Consider the following 16,127-nt stretch of genomic DNA (forward strand, 5'->3'; position numbering starts at 1 on the left):
CCATTCAATGCATATAAATTGGGTAATTTGGACTTATTTAGACTTTAATAAGTTAAAAAAGTAAAGAACCTAGTAGTACTTCCGATATATATACTATCTTACTAAAAGGAGTTTTCTTTTTTATGAAATTCATACAGTATTTCAGAAAGCCATCTATATCAAAAAAGCTCGTATTCTCTTTCTTATTTATTCTTTTATGCCCAATCATCGTATTGGCATTCTCTTCATATCATACGGCAAGCACCTCCTTAAATGATCAAATTATGCAAAGCGCAAAGGAAAATGTAGAGCAGCTAGATAAAAATATTACGAAGGTTGTAAAAGTGAAAACAGACGCAGCCGATTTCTTTAGCAAATGGATCACGGAGAAAAAGCTCAAGCAAAAAGGCACGACCGATATTCAAGGACGCTTTGAGCAGTTCATGAGTATGAATGATGACACAGAAGGTATTTTTGTCGCTTCAAGTGACGGCAAAGTGTTTTCAAGATATCCTAATCAAAAAATGCCTGCCGATTATGTCGCAACTGAGCGGGATTGGTATAAAGACGGCTGGGCGAAAAACGGCGAGCTGTCTATTTCAGCTCCATATGCAACGGCATCAACCGGTACGCTGGTGGTCACAATCTCTAAAAAACTAGAGGATGGATCAGGCGTCATCGCGATGAACCTAGACATTGCGAATCTAGTAAAAGAGTCCAATAGCATTAACATTGGGAAACAAGGCTATGCCTTTATTGGAAGTCCGGACCGCACATATGTGGCACATCCAAAGAAAAAAGCAGGAACGAAATTATCTGGTGAATGGTTAGAAAAAATGTACTCACAAGATAACGGATCTATGAGTTATATGTTTGAAGGGAAAGAAAAGCAAATGGAGTTCACCACAAACAAGGCGACTGGCTGGAAGATTGTCGGGACGATGTTTGTCAGTGAAGTAGAAGAAGCTGCACAGCCAGTTTTTAATATGGCCGCCATCATTTTAGCCGGCGCGCTTATCATTGGCGGGATTCTGATCTTCTTTATCATCCGTTCCATTACAAAACCACTTTCCACTCTTGTCTCTTCTTCGAAGAAGATCAGTCAGGGAGATTTGACAGAAAAAATTGATGTCCACTCAAAAGATGAAATTGGACAGCTTGGCACAAGCTTTAATGAAATGAGTGAGTCTCTAAGAGATGTCATTCAAGCTGTACAAACATCTGTTGAGAATGTCGCTTCATCATCTGAAGAACTGACGGCAAGTGCAGGTCAAACAACAAAAGCAACCGAACATATTACATCGTCTATTGAAACATTCTCAAACGGCAATGAAAATCAAAGCGAAATGGTGGAGCAAAGCGCAGTTCATTTAAAACAAATGAATGAAGGACTGAACGAAGTTGCCGAAACGTCTGATGTCATCACAGCGTCATCTGTTCAATCAAAAACAGTCGCGGAAACAGGCGGTCAGCTTGTGGAGCAAACTGTCGGCCAAATGAAGACGATTGACCATTCAGTGAAAGAAGCTGAAGGCGTGATCAACGGACTCGAGCATAAATCAAAAGATATCACAAACATCCTAGGCGTGATTAACGGCATAGCGGATCAAACGAATTTACTTGCACTAAATGCCGCTATTGAAGCAGCACGCGCAGGCGAGTCAGGCAGAGGCTTCTCCGTTGTTGCGGAAGAAGTGCGTAAACTAGCGGTTCAATCATCAGATTCAGCAAAAGAGATTGAAAAGCTTGTGAATGAAATCGTCTCTGAAATTGAAACATCTCAAAATATGTTCAAAGCAGTGAATGAAGAAGTAAAGAACGGTCTTACTATTACAGATCAAACGAAAGAAAGCTTCTCACAAATAAATGAGCAAACAGCGGAAATCGCAGCAAGAATGAACGAAATGAATACAACGGTGCGCGAGCTGTCGAAAGGATCTGAGCAAATTTCTAAAGCAGTGAATGAAATTGCAGATGTATCGAGAGAGAGTTCAGCAAGCATCCAAGATATCGCAGCTTCAGCAGAAGAACAGCTTGCTTCAATGGAAGAGATTAGTTCTTCATCCACGACTCTTTCCCAAATGGCGGAAGAATTACGCGATTTAATTAAAAAATTCAAGATCAGCGAATAAGGTCAAGTGGTTCTCCTCGAGGGGAACCGCTTTTCTTTTTAAGAGGACATCTCGTACAATAGAGGAAATCGAAAGAAGAGGAGAGATAGAATGCGTTTATCAGATAAGAAGGTCATTGCGTTTGTCAGTGATGATTTTGAAGATTTAGAGCTGTGGTATCCAGTTCTGCGTTTAAGAGAAGAAGGGGCGACTGTCCATCTTGTAGGTGAAAAAGCAAATCATGAGTACATCGGGAAGTATGGTGTGCCGGCGGTATCTGATGCAGATTTTTATTCCATTCAAGCTGATGATTATGATGCTGTGCTTGTCCCTGGCGGATGGGCGCCTGATAAACTGCGCCGTTATCCAGAAGTATTAGACATCGTCCGTACATTTGATGCGAAGGCAAAACCAATCGGGCAGATTTGCCATGCCGGCTGGGTGCTGATTTCAGCAGGAATCCTGAAAGGCAGACAAGTGACAAGTACACCTGGTATTAAAGATGATATGACAAATGCCGGTGCGGATTGGTTTGATGAGGCGGTCGTCACAGATGGCCACCTCATCTCCAGCAGACGTCCGCCGGACCTTCCGCCGTATGTAAAAGCATTTGCGGATGTGTTAGCGGCAAAATAAGCGACTGACACGAAACGTAAAAAACAAAGGGCGAACCAAAAAATAATTCGCCCTTTGTTCATCATTTTATGCCCTATACATTTTGTCTGTCGGCAGGATACATCACGCCCATTTGTCTTCTTGCTTCGTCCATGACGGACATGGTTTGAACAGATAACGCAAATGTATTGACCGGAGACTGCCCCATTCCCTGCTGAATACACTCAATAAAATGATTGATTTCATAAGACATAGCTGGCTGATCATCTTTGAGCGAGATGTCAGTTTGATGTCCATCACGGTCATGTATCGTGATTCGTGAAGGCCGGTGGAATTGATCAATCACCATCGTGGCATCCTCGCCTTGAATTTCAGCGGATAAATGAGACGTTGAAATTTTAGAATGAAAAAGAAGTGCTTGATGCCCGTCATACTGTAAAAGGACTGAACCATTTCCATCCACACCAGAAGAAAGCTTATAGCCTCTCGCGGTGATTTGATTCGGCAGACCAAATAAGGATATGACTGGGTAAACGAGGTATACCCCGATATCCATTAACGAACCATTGGATAACTCCGGTTTAAAGGCATTTGGAAGCTCGCCGTTTCGATAGGCATCGTATCTTGAGGAATATTTACAGTAATGCGCGACCACTTGCCTGATAGGTCCAAGCTGATCAAGGTGCTGTTTGATTTGCAGAAAGTTTGGCAGAAATGTCGTTTTCATCGCTTCCATCAAACACACTTGATGTTTTTTTGCTGCGGCAATCATTTCTTCCACTTCTTTTCGATGAGAGGCGAATGGTTTTTCGCATAAAACATGCTTTTGATGCTCCATCATCAACATGGCTTGCTCTTTATGAAGGGCATTTGGACTCGCAATATACACGGCATCGAACGTATCACTTTCCGCCATTTGTTGTAAGTTCGTAAAAACCGTCTCAATCCCGTATTTTTCGGCAAAGGCCTGTCCTTTTTCAGCGGATCGTGAATAGACGGCTGTACATGTAAAGTCAGCGATTCCTTCACCAGCTTGTAAGAACCGATCTGTAATCCAGTTCGTTCCGATGACAGCAAATCGAATCATGTGATTCCCTCCTTCTGCTTTCCTCTGATTATACATGCTTTGAAAGCGTTTGTATGAAAGAATATTCTTTTTATTGAAAAGCGGATGAAACCTTTATATAGGCTGATGCGTCTTACATAAAGGATATAAATGTACGAAAAGTGGGTAGTTTCTTCCTTCTTCGGGTAATACTCAGGATAGAAGGGAGAGGAGGAAACATGAAGCGCGTCCTGCATATAGGAAGTACATACACCTTTGCGCTTTTATTCATAGTTGCTGGTATTTTTCATGTAATAGAGCCGGGCGGCTTTGCTCGCATGATGCCAGGCTGGCCATTTCCATATGTAATGGTCTATGTGACTGCATGTCTTGAATGGCTGCTGGCCGTGCTGCTGCTTTTGCCGAATTCTAGGATTGCAGCGGCAAAATTCATTGCTGTCTATCTTGTACTCATTTTCCCGGCAAACTTATTTGCTGCACGTGAGGGAATACCATTTCCAGGTCAAGAAAATACAGAACAAGCTTTGCTATGGATAAGACTTATTGGACAGCCGATTCTCATTATATGGGCGATGTCTATTGCAAAATGGGAAAAAAAGCTGAAACAATGATCACCATATCATGATCAAGTAGTGTACAATTTACTCATAAAATAGCCCGTGTTTGGAGGAACGATATGAATTCTATGCAAATGTGGAGCAGTCGATTTAGAAAATTTTTTCTTGATAACAAGTTTGTTCTCTTTTTACTCGTCCTGCTATTAATCGGATTGAATATCCTTGTTTTCATGAAAACATCATTTATTTTCACACCGCTCATTGTACTCGTCAAAACCATTGCCTTACCGATTATTTTAACGGGGGTCGTGTATTATTTATTAAATCCAATTGTCAACTTGTTAGAGAAAGCAAGAATCAAGCGGATCTATTCCATTTTGCTTTTATATCTTGTCATTATTGGGATTATTACAGTGACCATCGTGTCTATTATTCCTTTTTTACAAGCTCAAACCATGAGTCTATTTCATAATCTTCCGAAATACGTCGATACAGTAGAAGAACAAATTAGACAATTAACGGGAAGTAACTTTATTAATCAAGTGCAAAAAACGATGAACTTTAATGTGTCTGAATTGGTAAGTAAAGCATCTAGTCAAGCGACGAAGATTTTGGAAAGCACCTTTACCGGTGTAGGAACATTCTTAGGGGCGCTCACAGAAGTTATCATCTCGATCGTGACGGTGCCGTTCATTCTGTTTTATCTATTAAAAGACGGCAAAAAGCTGCCTGACTATTTCTTGAAATTCATTCCAAATAAAATGAGAGAACATACACATATCGTGCTTCACGAAATGAACCACCGGCTGAGCTCGTATATTCGCGGACAGATTATTGTCAGCTTCTGTATCGGTGTTCTTCTGTTAATCGGTTATATGATCATTGGACTTGACTATGCGTTGCTGCTTGCTATCATTGCGGCATGTACAAGCGTAGTACCTTACCTTGGGCCAACAATTGCGATTACACCAGCGATTGTGATTGCACTTGTGACGTCACCAGTGATGCTTTTAAAACTCATTATTGTCTGGACAGTGGTTCAGCTCATTGAAGGTAAATTTATTTCGCCTCAGGTGATGGGGAAAAACCTTCATATTCACCCAATTACGATTATTTTTGTTCTATTAACAGCTGGTAAATTGTTCAGCGTCATCGGCATCATTGTCGCTATTCCGACGTATGCCGTTCTGAAGGTTATCACAACCCACCTGTTTGATTGGTTTAAAATGCGGTCCAATTTGTATAAAGAAGAAAAGGTTTGATGTCATAATCTTTTTTTGAAAAAAATATAGTATCATAAAGACGAGCTTTCGATAAAGGAAGCTTGTCTTTATGTGGACATAGATGTTTGGCGTGTTCAAAAGATCAGAATTGAAAGGAAAGAAAATCATGAATCTATGGGATTTATTCGTGGCACTGGTTTTAGGAATTGTCGAAGGATTAACAGAGTACGCACCTGTTTCATCTACAGGTCACATGATCATTGTCGATGATCTTTGGCTAAAATCAAAGGAAATTATTACGCCAGAAGCGGCTAATACATTTAAAGTCGTGATTCAGTTAGGCTCTATTTTAGCTGTCATGATCGTGTTTAAAGATCGTATTTTAAACTTATTGGGCTTAAAGAAAAATATCACCGAAGAACAAAAGCGCAGCGGGCATAAGCTGACCATCGCCCAAATTGCTGTTGGACTTGTTCCAGCCGTCATTTTAGGATTCTTATTTGAAGATTATATTGATAAATACTTATTTGACGTCAGAACGGTCGCTGTCGGTTTGATTTTAGGGGCAGTGCTGATGCTTGTCGCTGACTGGATCAATAAACGGAAAACAGAAACAAGCTCTGTCGATAACATGACGTACAGACAGGCGCTTTATATTGGACTGTTTCAATGTTTGGCATTATGGCCAGGCTTCTCGCGCTCAGGTTCGACGATCGCAGGCGGGGTTATTCTTGGTTTGAATCACCGTGCTGCGGCAGACTTTACATTTATCATGGCGATGCCAATTATGGCGGGAGCAAGCTTGTTAACCCTTGTGAAAAATGCTGAATATTTAACAACAGACATGCTGCCATTCTTTATCGTCGGCTTTGTGAGTGCGTTTGTTGTGGCTCTCTTTGTTGTTCGATTCTTCCTAAAACTGATCAATAAAATCAAACTGGTGCCTTTTGCGATATACCGAATTATCCTAGGTGTGATTTTATTTATCCTGTTCATGTAATATGTAAACTACTCTTTATAAAAGAGTAGTTTTTTTGTTATTTCGCCTAATTAAACAGTAAAAACACCCTCTTAATTGGTAGAATAAGAATTTTTTTCATAAATTAGTGTTTAAGAGACAGAGAAAGGGGTAGTACATAAACATACCAATTAAAGGAGGAGTTAGAAAATATGAGAAAAACAAGTAAAATGTTTGTTGGTTCTGTCATCGCCACGTCAATGATTGCTGCCCCTCTATCTCTTACGACTTTTGGTCAAACGGCTGAAGCTGCTACAACAACAGGTGTTGATGGAAGTGTCTCAATTGATCCAGTAGCCATTGCCGATAAAATTGAACAAGCAGTAAAATCATCTCAAAATCGTGATGGATTCGTAAAAAACGCGGCATACAGTGCGTTCTATGAAGCAGGTCAAAACTACAACGTAGTTGTCCAAAATTTAAGCCAAGATCACGACTTTAGCGGTCTGAACAATGTTGTCTACTATGATAGTGTTGAATATGACGGTATTACGTTTGGTATTTGGGTATTTGAAGATGGTACGTTTGTCAACAATGGTGACGGTGGATATATTAACTGGACGTTTGTTGGCAGCTTTGACCGAGAAGATGGAAGCGGAACTGTCGATTTTCATAAAAGATTCTAATCTTAGAAGTCTGCCGGTGAATCGGCAGACTTTTTTATAACGCACATTCTTCTATTTCAAACCCTAAATCTTCAATGATGTGATGATCCGTTTGAACTTGCTGGCCTTTTGTTGTTAAATAATCACCAACGAAAATCGAATTTGCCGCATAAAGTGCGAGTGGCTGGAGTGTCCGTAAATTAAACTCTCTGCCTCCGGATACCCGAATTTCCTTTGTTGGATTGACAAATCTCATCATTGCCAGCACTTTCAATGCTTTGATCGGATGTGTCCGTTCTTGATGCTCAAGCGGTGTTCCTTCAATGGCATGAAGAAAGTTGACTGGAATTGAATCCGCATCAAGTGCTCTAAGCGCAAAAGCCATTTCAACGATTTGCTGATTGGTTTCACCCATTCCAATAATGACCCCTGAGCAAGGTGACATGCCAGACTGTTTGACCTGCTCAATGGTCGACACGCGGTCATCGTATGTATGAGTTGTCGTAATGTGATCATGATGATCGTGATGTGTATTGATATTGTGATTATACCGATGAACACCCGCTTCCTTCAGCCGCTTCGCTTTGTCTTCATTTAATAACCCAAGACAGGCACACACCTTCAAAGGCATCGTTTCAGTGATTTCCTTTACTGCTGCTGTAACTTCATCTAATTCCCTATGAGAAGGCGCTCTCCCGCTTGCCACAATACAATAAGTCCCGGCTTTTCTTTTGAGAGCCTCACGCGCCCCTGCCACAATGGTTTTTTGATCAAGCATTGTATATCTTTCAACCGGTGCTTTTGAAATCATCGACTGTGAACAATATCCACAGTTCTCAGGGCAATATCCACTTTTTGCGTTGAAAATCATATTTAATTTCACCTTTTTTTGAAAAAAATGAAATCGTACTTGATAGGCTGCATGCATAATAGGTAACAATTCACTATCGTCAGCTTCAAGAATGTCTAAAGCCTCTTGCACCGTAATCGGTTCATTTTTCATGGCCTTCTCCGCTATCGCTTCCCAAGATAAAGACAGTTGCTCTTTCATCATTAATGCCTCCCTTATTATGTTAACTTATTTTTATTAAAAGTTAACATAATGGAGAGGTGTTGGCAATCACGAATCAAATGAAACCAACTTTAAACATCAAAAGGCGATGACTCCATGTCATCGCCTTCAGATATGTAAAGCTAGATTGCTTATCGAACCGTAATATAGTTAATGACAAGCTCGCCTTGTGAATTATAGTAAGAAACGGTTACTGAACCGCGTTGTACGGCACGAATCCAAGTGAAGTTTGGAGCCGTTTGATCTAATTGAATCGCATACGTTGCACCCGACACAGAAATTTGGCTTGCTGGAAGAGAGACGGCGATTGAAGAACCTACAGAAAGCGTACGGTTCACTGTAATTACTTTATTCATAATAGGAGCTTTTGCTATGACTGGTTCTTTTGGCTGTGCAGCTGCATGAGCACCTTCAGTTTGGGAGAACGTAAGAGCACCTAAAGCAGCTAAAGACAATGTACAGACTTTCATGAATTTTTTCATCGGTAACACTCCTTTTTTTAGTATATACATATATTAATATTAATAGAATTATATGTCAATTTAAATGTGTGAAAAAAGAGTAATTATGGTGAAAATTGTCACATATTATGTTGGGAAAGACATATATTTAAAAAAACACATGATTTTTTATTCATATGCTCTTTCTTTTTTAAGGGAAAAAAGAGGTATAAAAAAAGCTGGGTTCATCCCAGCAACGTAAAGCAGATGAAAGAGTGATTACTGGTCGTCTCGCTGTTTTGGCTGACGGCCTTTTTGCTTCTCTTTCTCTCTAATGTAGTTAATAAAATCGATGGTTTGTCTTCGTGCTTCTTCGGAAAAATCTGAGGCGGCTTTAAACGCAATTTGCAAATCAGGATCGTCTGCAAGATCGTCATCGTGTCTGCCTTTGTCCTTACCTGTGAGAAGATAATCGGTTGAGACCCCATATAACTCAGCAATTTTCACAATCATTTCACCGTCGGGCTTTCTCAAGCCATATTCCCAGTTTGCATAAGTGGACATCGCCTTTAATCCGAGTTTTTTAGCAACTGTTGACTTGCTCCATCCATGCTTCTCTCTTAATTCAGTTAAAATCTTCCCAGTCAAATTATCCATCAGAAACACCTTTTTTCATGTTATGAGTAAATTTTATCATGAATTACACGGAAAAGATAAATAAATACACAAAAAGAATAAAAATATGGTTGACTTACTCGTTTTGTGTATATTATCATAATGAATATAACTTACACATATTGAGTAAGAGGTGGAAAGATGAAACTTGAAAATTTACGAGAAGAGCGCATATTGCAAGGAAAAACACAAACCTATATGGCGAAAAAATTAGGTTATAAGTACACAAGCGGCTATGCGAATATAGAGATGGGCAGAACGAAGCCAAGCTTAGAAATAGCAAAGCATATTGCAGATCTGCTAAATACCGGTGTTCAAGAGCTTTTTTTTGGTCAGAAGTTACACAATAAGAGTAATTATCTAGAAGAAGATCAGTTCTTAGAAAAGGAGAGACGAGCAGAATGAATATTGAACATCCAATGGTGACACAGATGAGTAACTTTGGTTATCCAAAAAGCTACTGGTCATATGACATGAAACGATATGGATACCAAACAGAAATTGATGACAGTTTGGAGGGATCTGAAGAAGATGAGACATCAGCTGATGTTTGATGCTAGAAAAGAAGCGCAGCTTTGTTTAGACCAAGCTGGCGGCTGGATCGCCTTTTTTCAACAGAAACCGATGTTTGTTTTTGCCACAGCAGAAGAGAAAGAGACATATATGACCCTCCTGAAAGCTAAGTCGATGACAATAAAGGAGGAATCAGGGCGACGTGAAACGATGGAAGCAAATCATGACATTTTTGAAATGCTTGCTCAAAGCGAGTAAAAACGAACAAGACATCCGCCAGTGGGCAGAGGATGACGGGAGATCATAACATGGTCATCCATTTAATCATTGAACATGAACATTTGTTAACAAAAGAGACATTGATGAAAAGAATACGATCAGCTGCAAAAGTACAATGCCCGCAAAAATTAGAAGGCGCACTATCACTTGAAATTCGTTTATTTGATCACATGCCGCTTAACATTGCTGACTGCCAAAAAAAGCGTACATACGCAGAAAAAGGGTTGATACGCCCGATACACGTCAGCATCTTACAGCCAAGTCTACAGCATATTCAAGAAGCACTTCATTCTATAGCTGATCAAGTCCCTCTGCAGATTGTCGATTTAAGAGTTTCCCAGTTTTATAGTATGTGTGAAAGAGTTGAAATCATTATCAATACGGTAGGTAGTGGCACGAGGCCATCACCAAAAAAGGAGACAAGCATATGAACGAGCCAAAACAACTATTCATTCAAGATAACCAAACATTTGTCGGTGAGATGGAAAAAGGAAAAATTCAAGTCATCGTGTTAGATGGAAATGTAGGAACGGCTTATCAAATGGATGTACCTGAACATGGAAAAACCATTATTCAAACGGCAAAAGGTCATTTTGCAAGAGTAGATCACGAGATTGGTTTTAAAATCAGCTAACTGACTAAACACATCAAATCATAATACGTCCAAGACGGAAAGCCTGCGGACACTGATCAAGACCCTGTTAAAAGGGGACCTGATTGGTGTCCGTTTTTTATTTTCTTAAAAAAGGGAGAGAGCGAATATGCAAGATTTACTCATTGAATATAAAAGAGCCTTAAAGAATGCTAGAAAACAATATGAACCATTTAAAGAAAAAGAAGAACATCAGCTGTCCGTTCAAGACAAGCATGATAAAAAAATGATCGCCAGTATGGTGAGCGATCTAGAATACGTAGTAGAATGGCTACAAATCGGAAGAGAGCCAGGTGCGCGCAGAGGGTTAGACAGACGTTCAGTCTATCAGCGCACCATTCTTGCAAATCCAGAAGTGTTAGAGGCTTTATCACATGAATATACCCTTATTCAAGAGAAAGAAAGAGAAGTCAGTGAGAGAGACAAAAAACGAATTGATGAAGCTTTGTCTGTTTTAACAGATCGAGAAAAGGACGTATTCTTTATGCACACAACACAAGGATTATCGTTTAGCGAGATTGCGGTCATGCTGGATGTCAAAAAAGGAACTGTGCAAAAACATATGGAAAGAGCGCGGACGAAGATGTCCAAAAAAGTACAAGAACGCCTATTCAGAGCTGCTGAATAGGCGTTTTTTCTATCCAAAATAAATCAGCTAAAGCTTGTCTTACAGTTGCCACCTATAGTTAGAAAGACCAAACGAATGTTTGCTAGCCCTACACAAATGATTCCTTCAAAGGGAATCATTCGAATTAAAAGGAGGCGGCAGGTGAATGTAAATGAAAGATAAACGGATAGAGGCCAAGCAGGATTATATGAAGGGGATGACGTACCAGCAAATTGCTGATCATTACAATGTCTCGATCCATACCGTCAAATCGTGGAAAAGGCGATACGGATGGCAAAGACAAAAAACTTCGTCAAAGCAAGCACACTCGATCTTCAATCAATTTCTTTCAGATGAAACGATTGAAATCATGGAGAAAATGGATGGACGCACATCGCTTGATTTAATCTGGGATCAAATTCAAATTCAATATGCAGCCATTATTCGGGCGCAGCGAATCATGTATGTAGCAGATCAAGAGGACATGATCAAAGAGTTGAAAAAGGCGGCATACATGCCTTCTTCATTAGAAGAAACAGGAGAAGGCATTCAGCCAGAACTAGACATCACCTCAGAAGAATATTCGTTTCAATTTTCATGGGATCGGCATGCGACGTTTCTAAATGCACAATCCCGTGCAATGGGTGAACTCAGGCGTTTAATAAAACAGTTTGAAGAGCTCGCACATGCGAAGGATGAACGAAGATTAAGGCTGAAACAAATTGAACTGACGATCGAAAAAACAAAAAAAGCAGTGCGTGAAGAAAAAGAGGAAGATCTTCAAATCATGATCAAGCGAAAAGAGGACGACTCATGACGCCATTGATTGAAAAAGAAGTCAATCCTCACTTTGAACACTTTCTATTCGATTGGAATCAAAAGTTTCAATTTTTAGTTGGAGGCTATGGCTCCTCTAAAAGCTATCACATTGCTTTAAAGCTCGTCTTAAAGCTGCTGGAAGAAAAGCGGACAGCACTTGTCATTCGAGACGTGTATGATACGCACCGCGAATCAACCTTTTCTTTATTACAAGAGATCGTCAGCGACCTCGGCATCGACCATGTGGTGAAGTGCCGAAGTTCGCCGCTTGCACTGACGTTTCGAAACGGCAGCAGCATCTTATTTAAAGGGCTGGACAAACCTGAAAAATTGAAATCAATCAACAACATCTCGATCATTTGGATTGAGGAATGTTCAGAGGTTTCTTATGAAGGATTTAAAGAGCTGCTTGGAAGGCTAAGGCATCCATCCTTACCGCTTTATATGATGTTATCGACCAATCCTGTTGGTCAGGATAATTGGACGTATAGACATTTTTTTCGAGATGAACAGCTGAAGCGTTTTGTTTTAGATGATGAAACCTTATACAAAAAGCGAACCGTTGTTATCAAGGATACGTATTACCATCACTCCACGGCAGAAGATAATCTATTCCTTCCTAAAAGCTACGTGAAGCAGCTGGATGAGCTGAAAGAGTATGATCCAGACCTCTATCGCATTGCGAGGAAGGGATATTTCGGGATCAATGGCACAAAGGTTTTTCCTCAGTTTGAGGTGAGAAGCCATTCTGATGTATTAGAAGCCATTCAGCAGATTGACAGACCGCTGAAACGAGCAGGCATGGATTTTGGATTTGTTGAATCATACAATGCGCTCATTCGGCTAGCTGTCGATCATGAAAAAAAGTACTTATATATTTATTGGGAATATTACGACCGCGGGAAAACAGATGATGAAACAGCCCTTGACTTGAAAGAGTTCATTGAATCAAAAGAACTGATTAAAGCCGATGCAGCCGAACCTAAAACCATTCACTATTTTCGGCAGCGCGGCTTTCAAATGGTGGCGGCACATAAGTTCCAAGGCTCACGTTTACAGTATACAAAAAAGATCAAACGGTTTAAGAAAATTATTTGTTCTGATGCATGTCCATATACCATCTATGAACTTCAATCACTAACCTATAAGGCAGATAAGGATGGACGTCTAGAGGAAGATGAATTTCAAATCGATCCACACACATTATCAGCCATCTGGTATGCGCTGGATGATTATGAAGTGACAGATTTGAAACAGACTGCCTCGGAGCGTGTCCGTCCAAACAGAGAGAGGAGGTCCATACAATGAAACAATTGAAAGCAACCATTATGAAGGCAAACATGTCTGATCATACAAAACAAATGTATGCAGATGAATTTTCCTACGAAAAGGATGACATTGTTCCCCCGACTTACAATATTAATGAATTAAAAAGTATGGCAGAATATTCAACCATTCTTCAGCAATGTATTGATGCGTATAAGACCAATATTTTAGGCTTTGGTTTTGGTGTAGAATATGCCTTTGACTTTAATGCAGAAGGCGTGAAACCGGCAAAAAAGAAGGCAGCAGAGAAGGAATGGACAAGACTTGAAGAGTTTACGAAATACATGAACTATGATGAGTCTGCTGATGTGGTGCTTGGCTATGTCATCGAAGACCGGGAGAAAACAGGGAATGGTTTTTTAGAAGTTCTCCGAGATGGCCAGGGAAAGCCGGCAGGAATCGAGTATTTAGATGCGCTCCATATCCGCATTTGCAAGCTGAGTGAGCCAGTCGACGTCGAGTTTCGGTATACAGAAAACGGCGAATTGAAAACAATGAATCGAAAGAAGCGATTCCGTAAATATGTGCAGGTGATCAATGAAAAGAAAGTCTTCTTCAAGGAGTATGGTGATCCCCGCATTTTACATTGTGAAACAGGCAAATACGATGACACCACCCCAGAGCCGCTGCGTGCAACAGAAGTGATTCATTTTAAAATCGGCAGTGGAACGTATGGGATTCCCCGCTGGATTGGCAACATCGTCAATATGTATGGGGCACGCAAGGCAGAAGAACTGAACTACCTTTATTTTAAACAAGGGCGGCACGTACCTGGTGCCATCATTGTCGAAAATGGAATGCTGTCTGAGTCATCCTATCAGCAGCTTCAAGATTATATGGACGATATTGAAGGCTCTGATCATGCACATAAGTTTCTATTGCTTGAAGTCGAAGGTCTCCCGACGGAAAAAGGGTTAACTGGAGAAGAAGATGTTTCAAATGTCAAAGTGAACTTCAAATCCTTAGCAGAGATCTTGCAAGAAGATGCACTCTTTTTAGAATACGATGAAAAAACAAGAAACAAAATCCGCTCTGCTTTTCGACTGCCGCCTATTTATACAGGTGAGTCTCAAGACTATAACAAAGCGACAGCCGATACGGCGCGGAAAACAACAGAAGAACAGGTATTTCAGCCTGAACGGCACCTCATCACAGGGAAACTCAATACCCTTTTCCTGCCGGATCTTGATATTTGGCATGTCCGTTTCCTATTAAATGGTCCTGACTTTAGAGACCCATTAGAGATTGCCAAGGTTCTGACACCATTTATTCAGGCTGGGGCAGTGTCACCAAACGATTTGCGAGATCTGGCGGGACGTATCCTTGGGAAAACGTTAGAGGAATGGCCGGAGGATCTCTATCACAGACCTTTAGAAAGCCGCATGACATCAGCTGAACAACAGCCTCAACGAGAGCCAGATCAGTTGAAAGAATAAACCGAAGCGCGTGCGCTTTTTTGAAAGGGGGTGAACATATGCCAAGAGAATTAAAAAACGCAAAAATTACGCATGTTTCCTACGTGGACAGAGCCGCAAACAAAAAGAAATTCTTTTTGATGAAGGCAAAGAAAAGCCAGCCTGACTTTCAAAAAGAGGTGAGTGTGCTGACAAAGGCAGAAGATGCTCATCGCCTTGTGTATGGTGTCGTGTATGAACCGAATACACCTGATGCACACCAAGACTTTATGTCTGCCAAAGAAATTGAAAGAGCAGCACATGGTTTTATGAAGGATGCCCGCCACATTGATAAGCAGCATGATTTTCAACATGGTGTTGGAGAAGTGGTTGAATCATACATTGCACCAGCTGATTTTGAAGTAGGCGGTGAGCTGATTCGAAAAGGATCTTGGGTGCTTGTAACAAAGGCTTCTCAAGAGATTTGGGATCAAATTCAGAAAGGCCACATTACAGGATATTCAATGGCAGGAACGGCGGACATCGTAGCAATTGAAGAACAAGATCAGCTCCTATCTCAAAGCACGAATGAGAGAGGGCTTTTTTCTTTGCTGAAAAATTTCTTTTTGAAAGAGGAAGGTGCAAACATGTCACAACAATTTTGGAGCGTTTTAGACCACCTGCTGGAAACCTTACAGTCAAGTGATGGTGATGAGGCGGGTGTAAGATCAGCGCTTGAGCAATTGCTGCCAATCGTGCAGGAGATTTTGAAGACAGAAGATGTGCTTCAAACGATTGGTGAAAGGCCAGCCTCCGTACAAAAACAAGACGCCGCTTTGACGACGGAGCAAGTACGAGAGCTTGAAAAAGCAAAAATGGCCATCGAAAACGTCTTACAGCATGCTGAACAGCAGGAAACAGATCAAACTGGGGAAGAACCTGTCCAAAAGGTGCTTGAGCAAGCCGTAGCACCAATTCGTCATCAGCTTTCTTCTTTAGAGAAATCAGCCAGCAGAGAAAAAGCTGCGCTTGAGCAAGTGCTTCAGCAGCAGCTTTTGCCTATTTCAGAGCGGATTCACATGCTTGAAAAAGCGCGCGGCATGTCAAAACAAACAATCCACGATACACAAAACGACAGTACAAAGCCCATATGGGATGGCTTACTATAAGCCTAAA

Annotated in this window: 20 protein-coding genes; 16 read left to right on the forward strand and 4 right to left on the reverse strand. The window is 40.8% G+C overall.

The annotated features are described in order from the left end of the window. The first annotated feature begins 122 nt into the window (after nt 1-122). Both tlpB and OIT90_RS04935 read left to right on the forward strand, forming a co-directional pair. Nucleotides 123-2,111, forward strand: a complete 1,989-nt coding sequence (tlpB, locus tag OIT90_RS04930) for a methyl-accepting chemotaxis protein TlpB (protein WP_058838059.1) — start codon at nt 123-125, stop codon at nt 2,109-2,111. Nucleotides 2,112-2,201: 90 nt separating this feature from the next. After that, nucleotides 2,202-2,726, forward strand: a complete 525-nt coding sequence (locus OIT90_RS04935) for a type 1 glutamine amidotransferase domain-containing protein (protein WP_024423278.1) — start codon at nt 2,202-2,204, stop codon at nt 2,724-2,726. A 73-nt stretch (nt 2,727-2,799) separates the two neighbouring features. On the opposite strand, the gene OIT90_RS04940 is transcribed toward OIT90_RS04935, so the two are convergent. Beyond that, a complete protein-coding gene (locus tag OIT90_RS04940) occupies nt 2,800-3,792 on the reverse strand; it encodes a Gfo/Idh/MocA family protein (protein WP_144490195.1) in 993 nt (330 codons plus the stop codon). A 197-nt stretch (nt 3,793-3,989) separates the two neighbouring features. Here OIT90_RS04940 and OIT90_RS04945 point away from each other — a divergent pair, with 197 nt between their 5' ends. The 4 genes from OIT90_RS04945 to OIT90_RS04960 all read left to right on the forward strand — a co-directional run bounded on the left by OIT90_RS04945 (nt 3,990) and on the right by OIT90_RS04960 (nt 7,195). After that, nucleotides 3,990-4,382 carry a DoxX family protein gene (locus OIT90_RS04945; RefSeq protein WP_064498114.1) on the forward strand — a complete coding sequence of 131 codons (393 nt, stop codon included), beginning with the start codon at nt 3,990-3,992 and terminating at the stop codon, nt 4,380-4,382. Nucleotides 4,383-4,447: 65 nt separating this feature from the next. Beyond that, the gene (locus OIT90_RS04950; protein WP_039181030.1) at nt 4,448-5,590 is read left to right on the forward strand and encodes an AI-2E family transporter; all 1,143 of its coding nucleotides are present in this window, start codon (nt 4,448-4,450) and stop codon (nt 5,588-5,590) included. Between the two features lie 127 nt (nt 5,591-5,717). Next, entirely contained in the window at nt 5,718-6,551 is an 834-nt protein-coding gene (locus OIT90_RS04955) for an undecaprenyl-diphosphate phosphatase (RefSeq protein ID WP_039183288.1), read from the forward strand. A gap of 170 nt (nt 6,552-6,721) precedes the next feature. After that, nucleotides 6,722-7,195: a hypothetical protein gene (locus OIT90_RS04960; protein WP_024423274.1), complete on the forward strand. Its 474-nt coding sequence runs from the start codon at nt 6,722-6,724 to the stop codon at nt 7,193-7,195. A gap of 34 nt (nt 7,196-7,229) precedes the next feature. Here OIT90_RS04960 and bioB read toward each other — a convergent pair whose 3' ends face one another. From bioB to OIT90_RS04975, 3 genes are all read right to left on the reverse strand, one after another. After that, complete coding sequence (bioB, locus tag OIT90_RS04965) at nt 7,230-8,225, reverse strand: biotin synthase BioB (RefSeq protein ID WP_144490197.1); 996 nt, start codon at nt 8,223-8,225, stop codon at nt 7,230-7,232. Between the two features lie 152 nt (nt 8,226-8,377). Next, nucleotides 8,378-8,728: a hypothetical protein gene (locus OIT90_RS04970; protein ID WP_039181025.1), complete on the reverse strand. Its 351-nt coding sequence runs from the start codon at nt 8,726-8,728 to the stop codon at nt 8,378-8,380. A 237-nt stretch (nt 8,729-8,965) separates the two neighbouring features. Then, complete coding sequence (locus OIT90_RS04975) at nt 8,966-9,343, reverse strand: helix-turn-helix domain-containing protein (protein ID WP_059375849.1); 378 nt, start codon at nt 9,341-9,343, stop codon at nt 8,966-8,968. A gap of 159 nt (nt 9,344-9,502) precedes the next feature. Here OIT90_RS04975 and OIT90_RS04980 point away from each other — a divergent pair, with 159 nt between their 5' ends. The 10 genes from OIT90_RS04980 (at nt 9,503) to OIT90_RS05025 (ending at nt 16,120) form a co-directional block, all read left to right on the forward strand. Continuing rightward, nucleotides 9,503-9,766, forward strand: a complete 264-nt coding sequence (locus tag OIT90_RS04980) for a helix-turn-helix transcriptional regulator (RefSeq protein ID WP_059375848.1) — start codon at nt 9,503-9,505, stop codon at nt 9,764-9,766. Further along, nucleotides 9,763-9,915: a hypothetical protein gene (locus OIT90_RS04985; protein ID WP_180272436.1), complete on the forward strand. Its 153-nt coding sequence runs from the start codon at nt 9,763-9,765 to the stop codon at nt 9,913-9,915. Before OIT90_RS04980 ends, OIT90_RS04985 begins: the two co-directional genes overlap by 4 nt. Further along, nucleotides 9,893-10,132 carry a hypothetical protein gene (locus OIT90_RS04990; RefSeq protein WP_099663602.1) on the forward strand — a complete coding sequence of 80 codons (240 nt, stop codon included), beginning with the start codon at nt 9,893-9,895 and terminating at the stop codon, nt 10,130-10,132. The genes OIT90_RS04985 and OIT90_RS04990 overlap by 23 nt, the downstream gene beginning before the upstream one ends. A 50-nt stretch (nt 10,133-10,182) precedes the next feature. After that, the gene (locus OIT90_RS04995; protein ID WP_059375845.1) at nt 10,183-10,584 is read left to right on the forward strand and encodes a RusA family crossover junction endodeoxyribonuclease; all 402 of its coding nucleotides are present in this window, start codon (nt 10,183-10,185) and stop codon (nt 10,582-10,584) included. 50 nt (nt 10,585-10,634) lie between these two features. After that, nucleotides 10,635-10,787: an XtrA/YqaO family protein gene (locus OIT90_RS05000; protein WP_371412189.1), complete on the forward strand. Its 153-nt coding sequence runs from the start codon at nt 10,635-10,637 to the stop codon at nt 10,785-10,787. A gap of 127 nt (nt 10,788-10,914) precedes the next feature. Continuing rightward, the gene (locus OIT90_RS05005; RefSeq protein WP_039181011.1) at nt 10,915-11,433 is read left to right on the forward strand and encodes a sigma-70 family RNA polymerase sigma factor; all 519 of its coding nucleotides are present in this window, start codon (nt 10,915-10,917) and stop codon (nt 11,431-11,433) included. Between the two features lie 151 nt (nt 11,434-11,584). Then, the gene (gene terS / locus OIT90_RS05010) at nt 11,585-12,229 is read left to right on the forward strand and encodes a phage terminase small subunit (protein WP_024423266.1); all 645 of its coding nucleotides are present in this window, start codon (nt 11,585-11,587) and stop codon (nt 12,227-12,229) included. Between the two features lie 8 nt (nt 12,230-12,237). Next, on the forward strand, nt 12,238-13,539 hold the full coding sequence (locus tag OIT90_RS05015) for a PBSX family phage terminase large subunit (RefSeq protein ID WP_180272438.1): 1,302 nt from the start codon (nt 12,238-12,240) through the stop codon (nt 13,537-13,539). Next, nucleotides 13,536-14,993, forward strand: coding sequence for a phage portal protein (locus tag OIT90_RS05020; RefSeq protein WP_474892306.1), 1,458 nt, complete (start codon nt 13,536-13,538; stop codon nt 14,991-14,993). Before OIT90_RS05015 ends, OIT90_RS05020 begins: the two co-directional genes overlap by 4 nt. Nucleotides 14,994-15,031: 38 nt before the next feature. Next, on the forward strand, nt 15,032-16,120 hold the full coding sequence (locus OIT90_RS05025) for an XkdF-like putative serine protease domain-containing protein (RefSeq protein WP_058838048.1): 1,089 nt from the start codon (nt 15,032-15,034) through the stop codon (nt 16,118-16,120). The last annotated feature ends 7 nt before the right edge of the window (nt 16,121-16,127 follow it).

The organism is Bacillus sp. ABR (assembly GCF_056172715.1).

What these genes read in the sequence shown, in the direction of transcription:
- OIT90_RS04955 (WP_039183288.1), top strand. Translation starts at nt 5,718, where the DNA reads ATGAATCTATGGGATTTATTCGTGGCACTGGTTTTAGGAATTGTCGAA.
- tlpB (WP_058838059.1), top strand. Translation starts at nt 123, where the DNA reads ATGAAATTCATACAGTATTTCAGAAAGCCATCTATATCAAAAAAGCTC.
- OIT90_RS04980 (WP_059375848.1), top strand. Translation starts at nt 9,503, where the DNA reads ATGAAACTTGAAAATTTACGAGAAGAGCGCATATTGCAAGGAAAAACA.
- OIT90_RS04985 (WP_180272436.1), top strand. Translation starts at nt 9,763, where the DNA reads ATGAATATTGAACATCCAATGGTGACACAGATGAGTAACTTTGGTTAT.
- OIT90_RS05005 (WP_039181011.1), top strand. Translation starts at nt 10,915, where the DNA reads ATGCAAGATTTACTCATTGAATATAAAAGAGCCTTAAAGAATGCTAGA.
- OIT90_RS05025 (WP_058838048.1), top strand. Translation starts at nt 15,032, where the DNA reads ATGCCAAGAGAATTAAAAAACGCAAAAATTACGCATGTTTCCTACGTG.
- bioB (WP_144490197.1), bottom strand. Translation starts at nt 8,225, where the DNA reads ATGAAAGAGCAACTGTCTTTATCTTGGGAAGCGATAGCGGAGAAGGCC.
- OIT90_RS04935 (WP_024423278.1), top strand. Translation starts at nt 2,202, where the DNA reads ATGCGTTTATCAGATAAGAAGGTCATTGCGTTTGTCAGTGATGATTTT.
- OIT90_RS04960 (WP_024423274.1), top strand. Translation starts at nt 6,722, where the DNA reads ATGAGAAAAACAAGTAAAATGTTTGTTGGTTCTGTCATCGCCACGTCA.
- OIT90_RS04990 (WP_099663602.1), top strand. Translation starts at nt 9,893, where the DNA reads ATGAGACATCAGCTGATGTTTGATGCTAGAAAAGAAGCGCAGCTTTGT.
- terS (WP_024423266.1), top strand. Translation starts at nt 11,585, where the DNA reads ATGAAAGATAAACGGATAGAGGCCAAGCAGGATTATATGAAGGGGATG.
- OIT90_RS04950 (WP_039181030.1), top strand. Translation starts at nt 4,448, where the DNA reads ATGAATTCTATGCAAATGTGGAGCAGTCGATTTAGAAAATTTTTTCTT.
- OIT90_RS05020 (WP_474892306.1), top strand. Translation starts at nt 13,536, where the DNA reads ATGAAACAATTGAAAGCAACCATTATGAAGGCAAACATGTCTGATCAT.
- OIT90_RS04945 (WP_064498114.1), top strand. Translation starts at nt 3,990, where the DNA reads ATGAAGCGCGTCCTGCATATAGGAAGTACATACACCTTTGCGCTTTTA.
- OIT90_RS04975 (WP_059375849.1), bottom strand. Translation starts at nt 9,343, where the DNA reads ATGGATAATTTGACTGGGAAGATTTTAACTGAATTAAGAGAGAAGCAT.
- OIT90_RS04995 (WP_059375845.1), top strand. Translation starts at nt 10,183, where the DNA reads ATGGTCATCCATTTAATCATTGAACATGAACATTTGTTAACAAAAGAG.
- OIT90_RS05000 (WP_371412189.1), top strand. Translation starts at nt 10,635, where the DNA reads ATGGAAAAAGGAAAAATTCAAGTCATCGTGTTAGATGGAAATGTAGGA.
- OIT90_RS04970 (WP_039181025.1), bottom strand. Translation starts at nt 8,728, where the DNA reads ATGAAAAAATTCATGAAAGTCTGTACATTGTCTTTAGCTGCTTTAGGT.
- OIT90_RS04940 (WP_144490195.1), bottom strand. Translation starts at nt 3,792, where the DNA reads ATGATTCGATTTGCTGTCATCGGAACGAACTGGATTACAGATCGGTTC.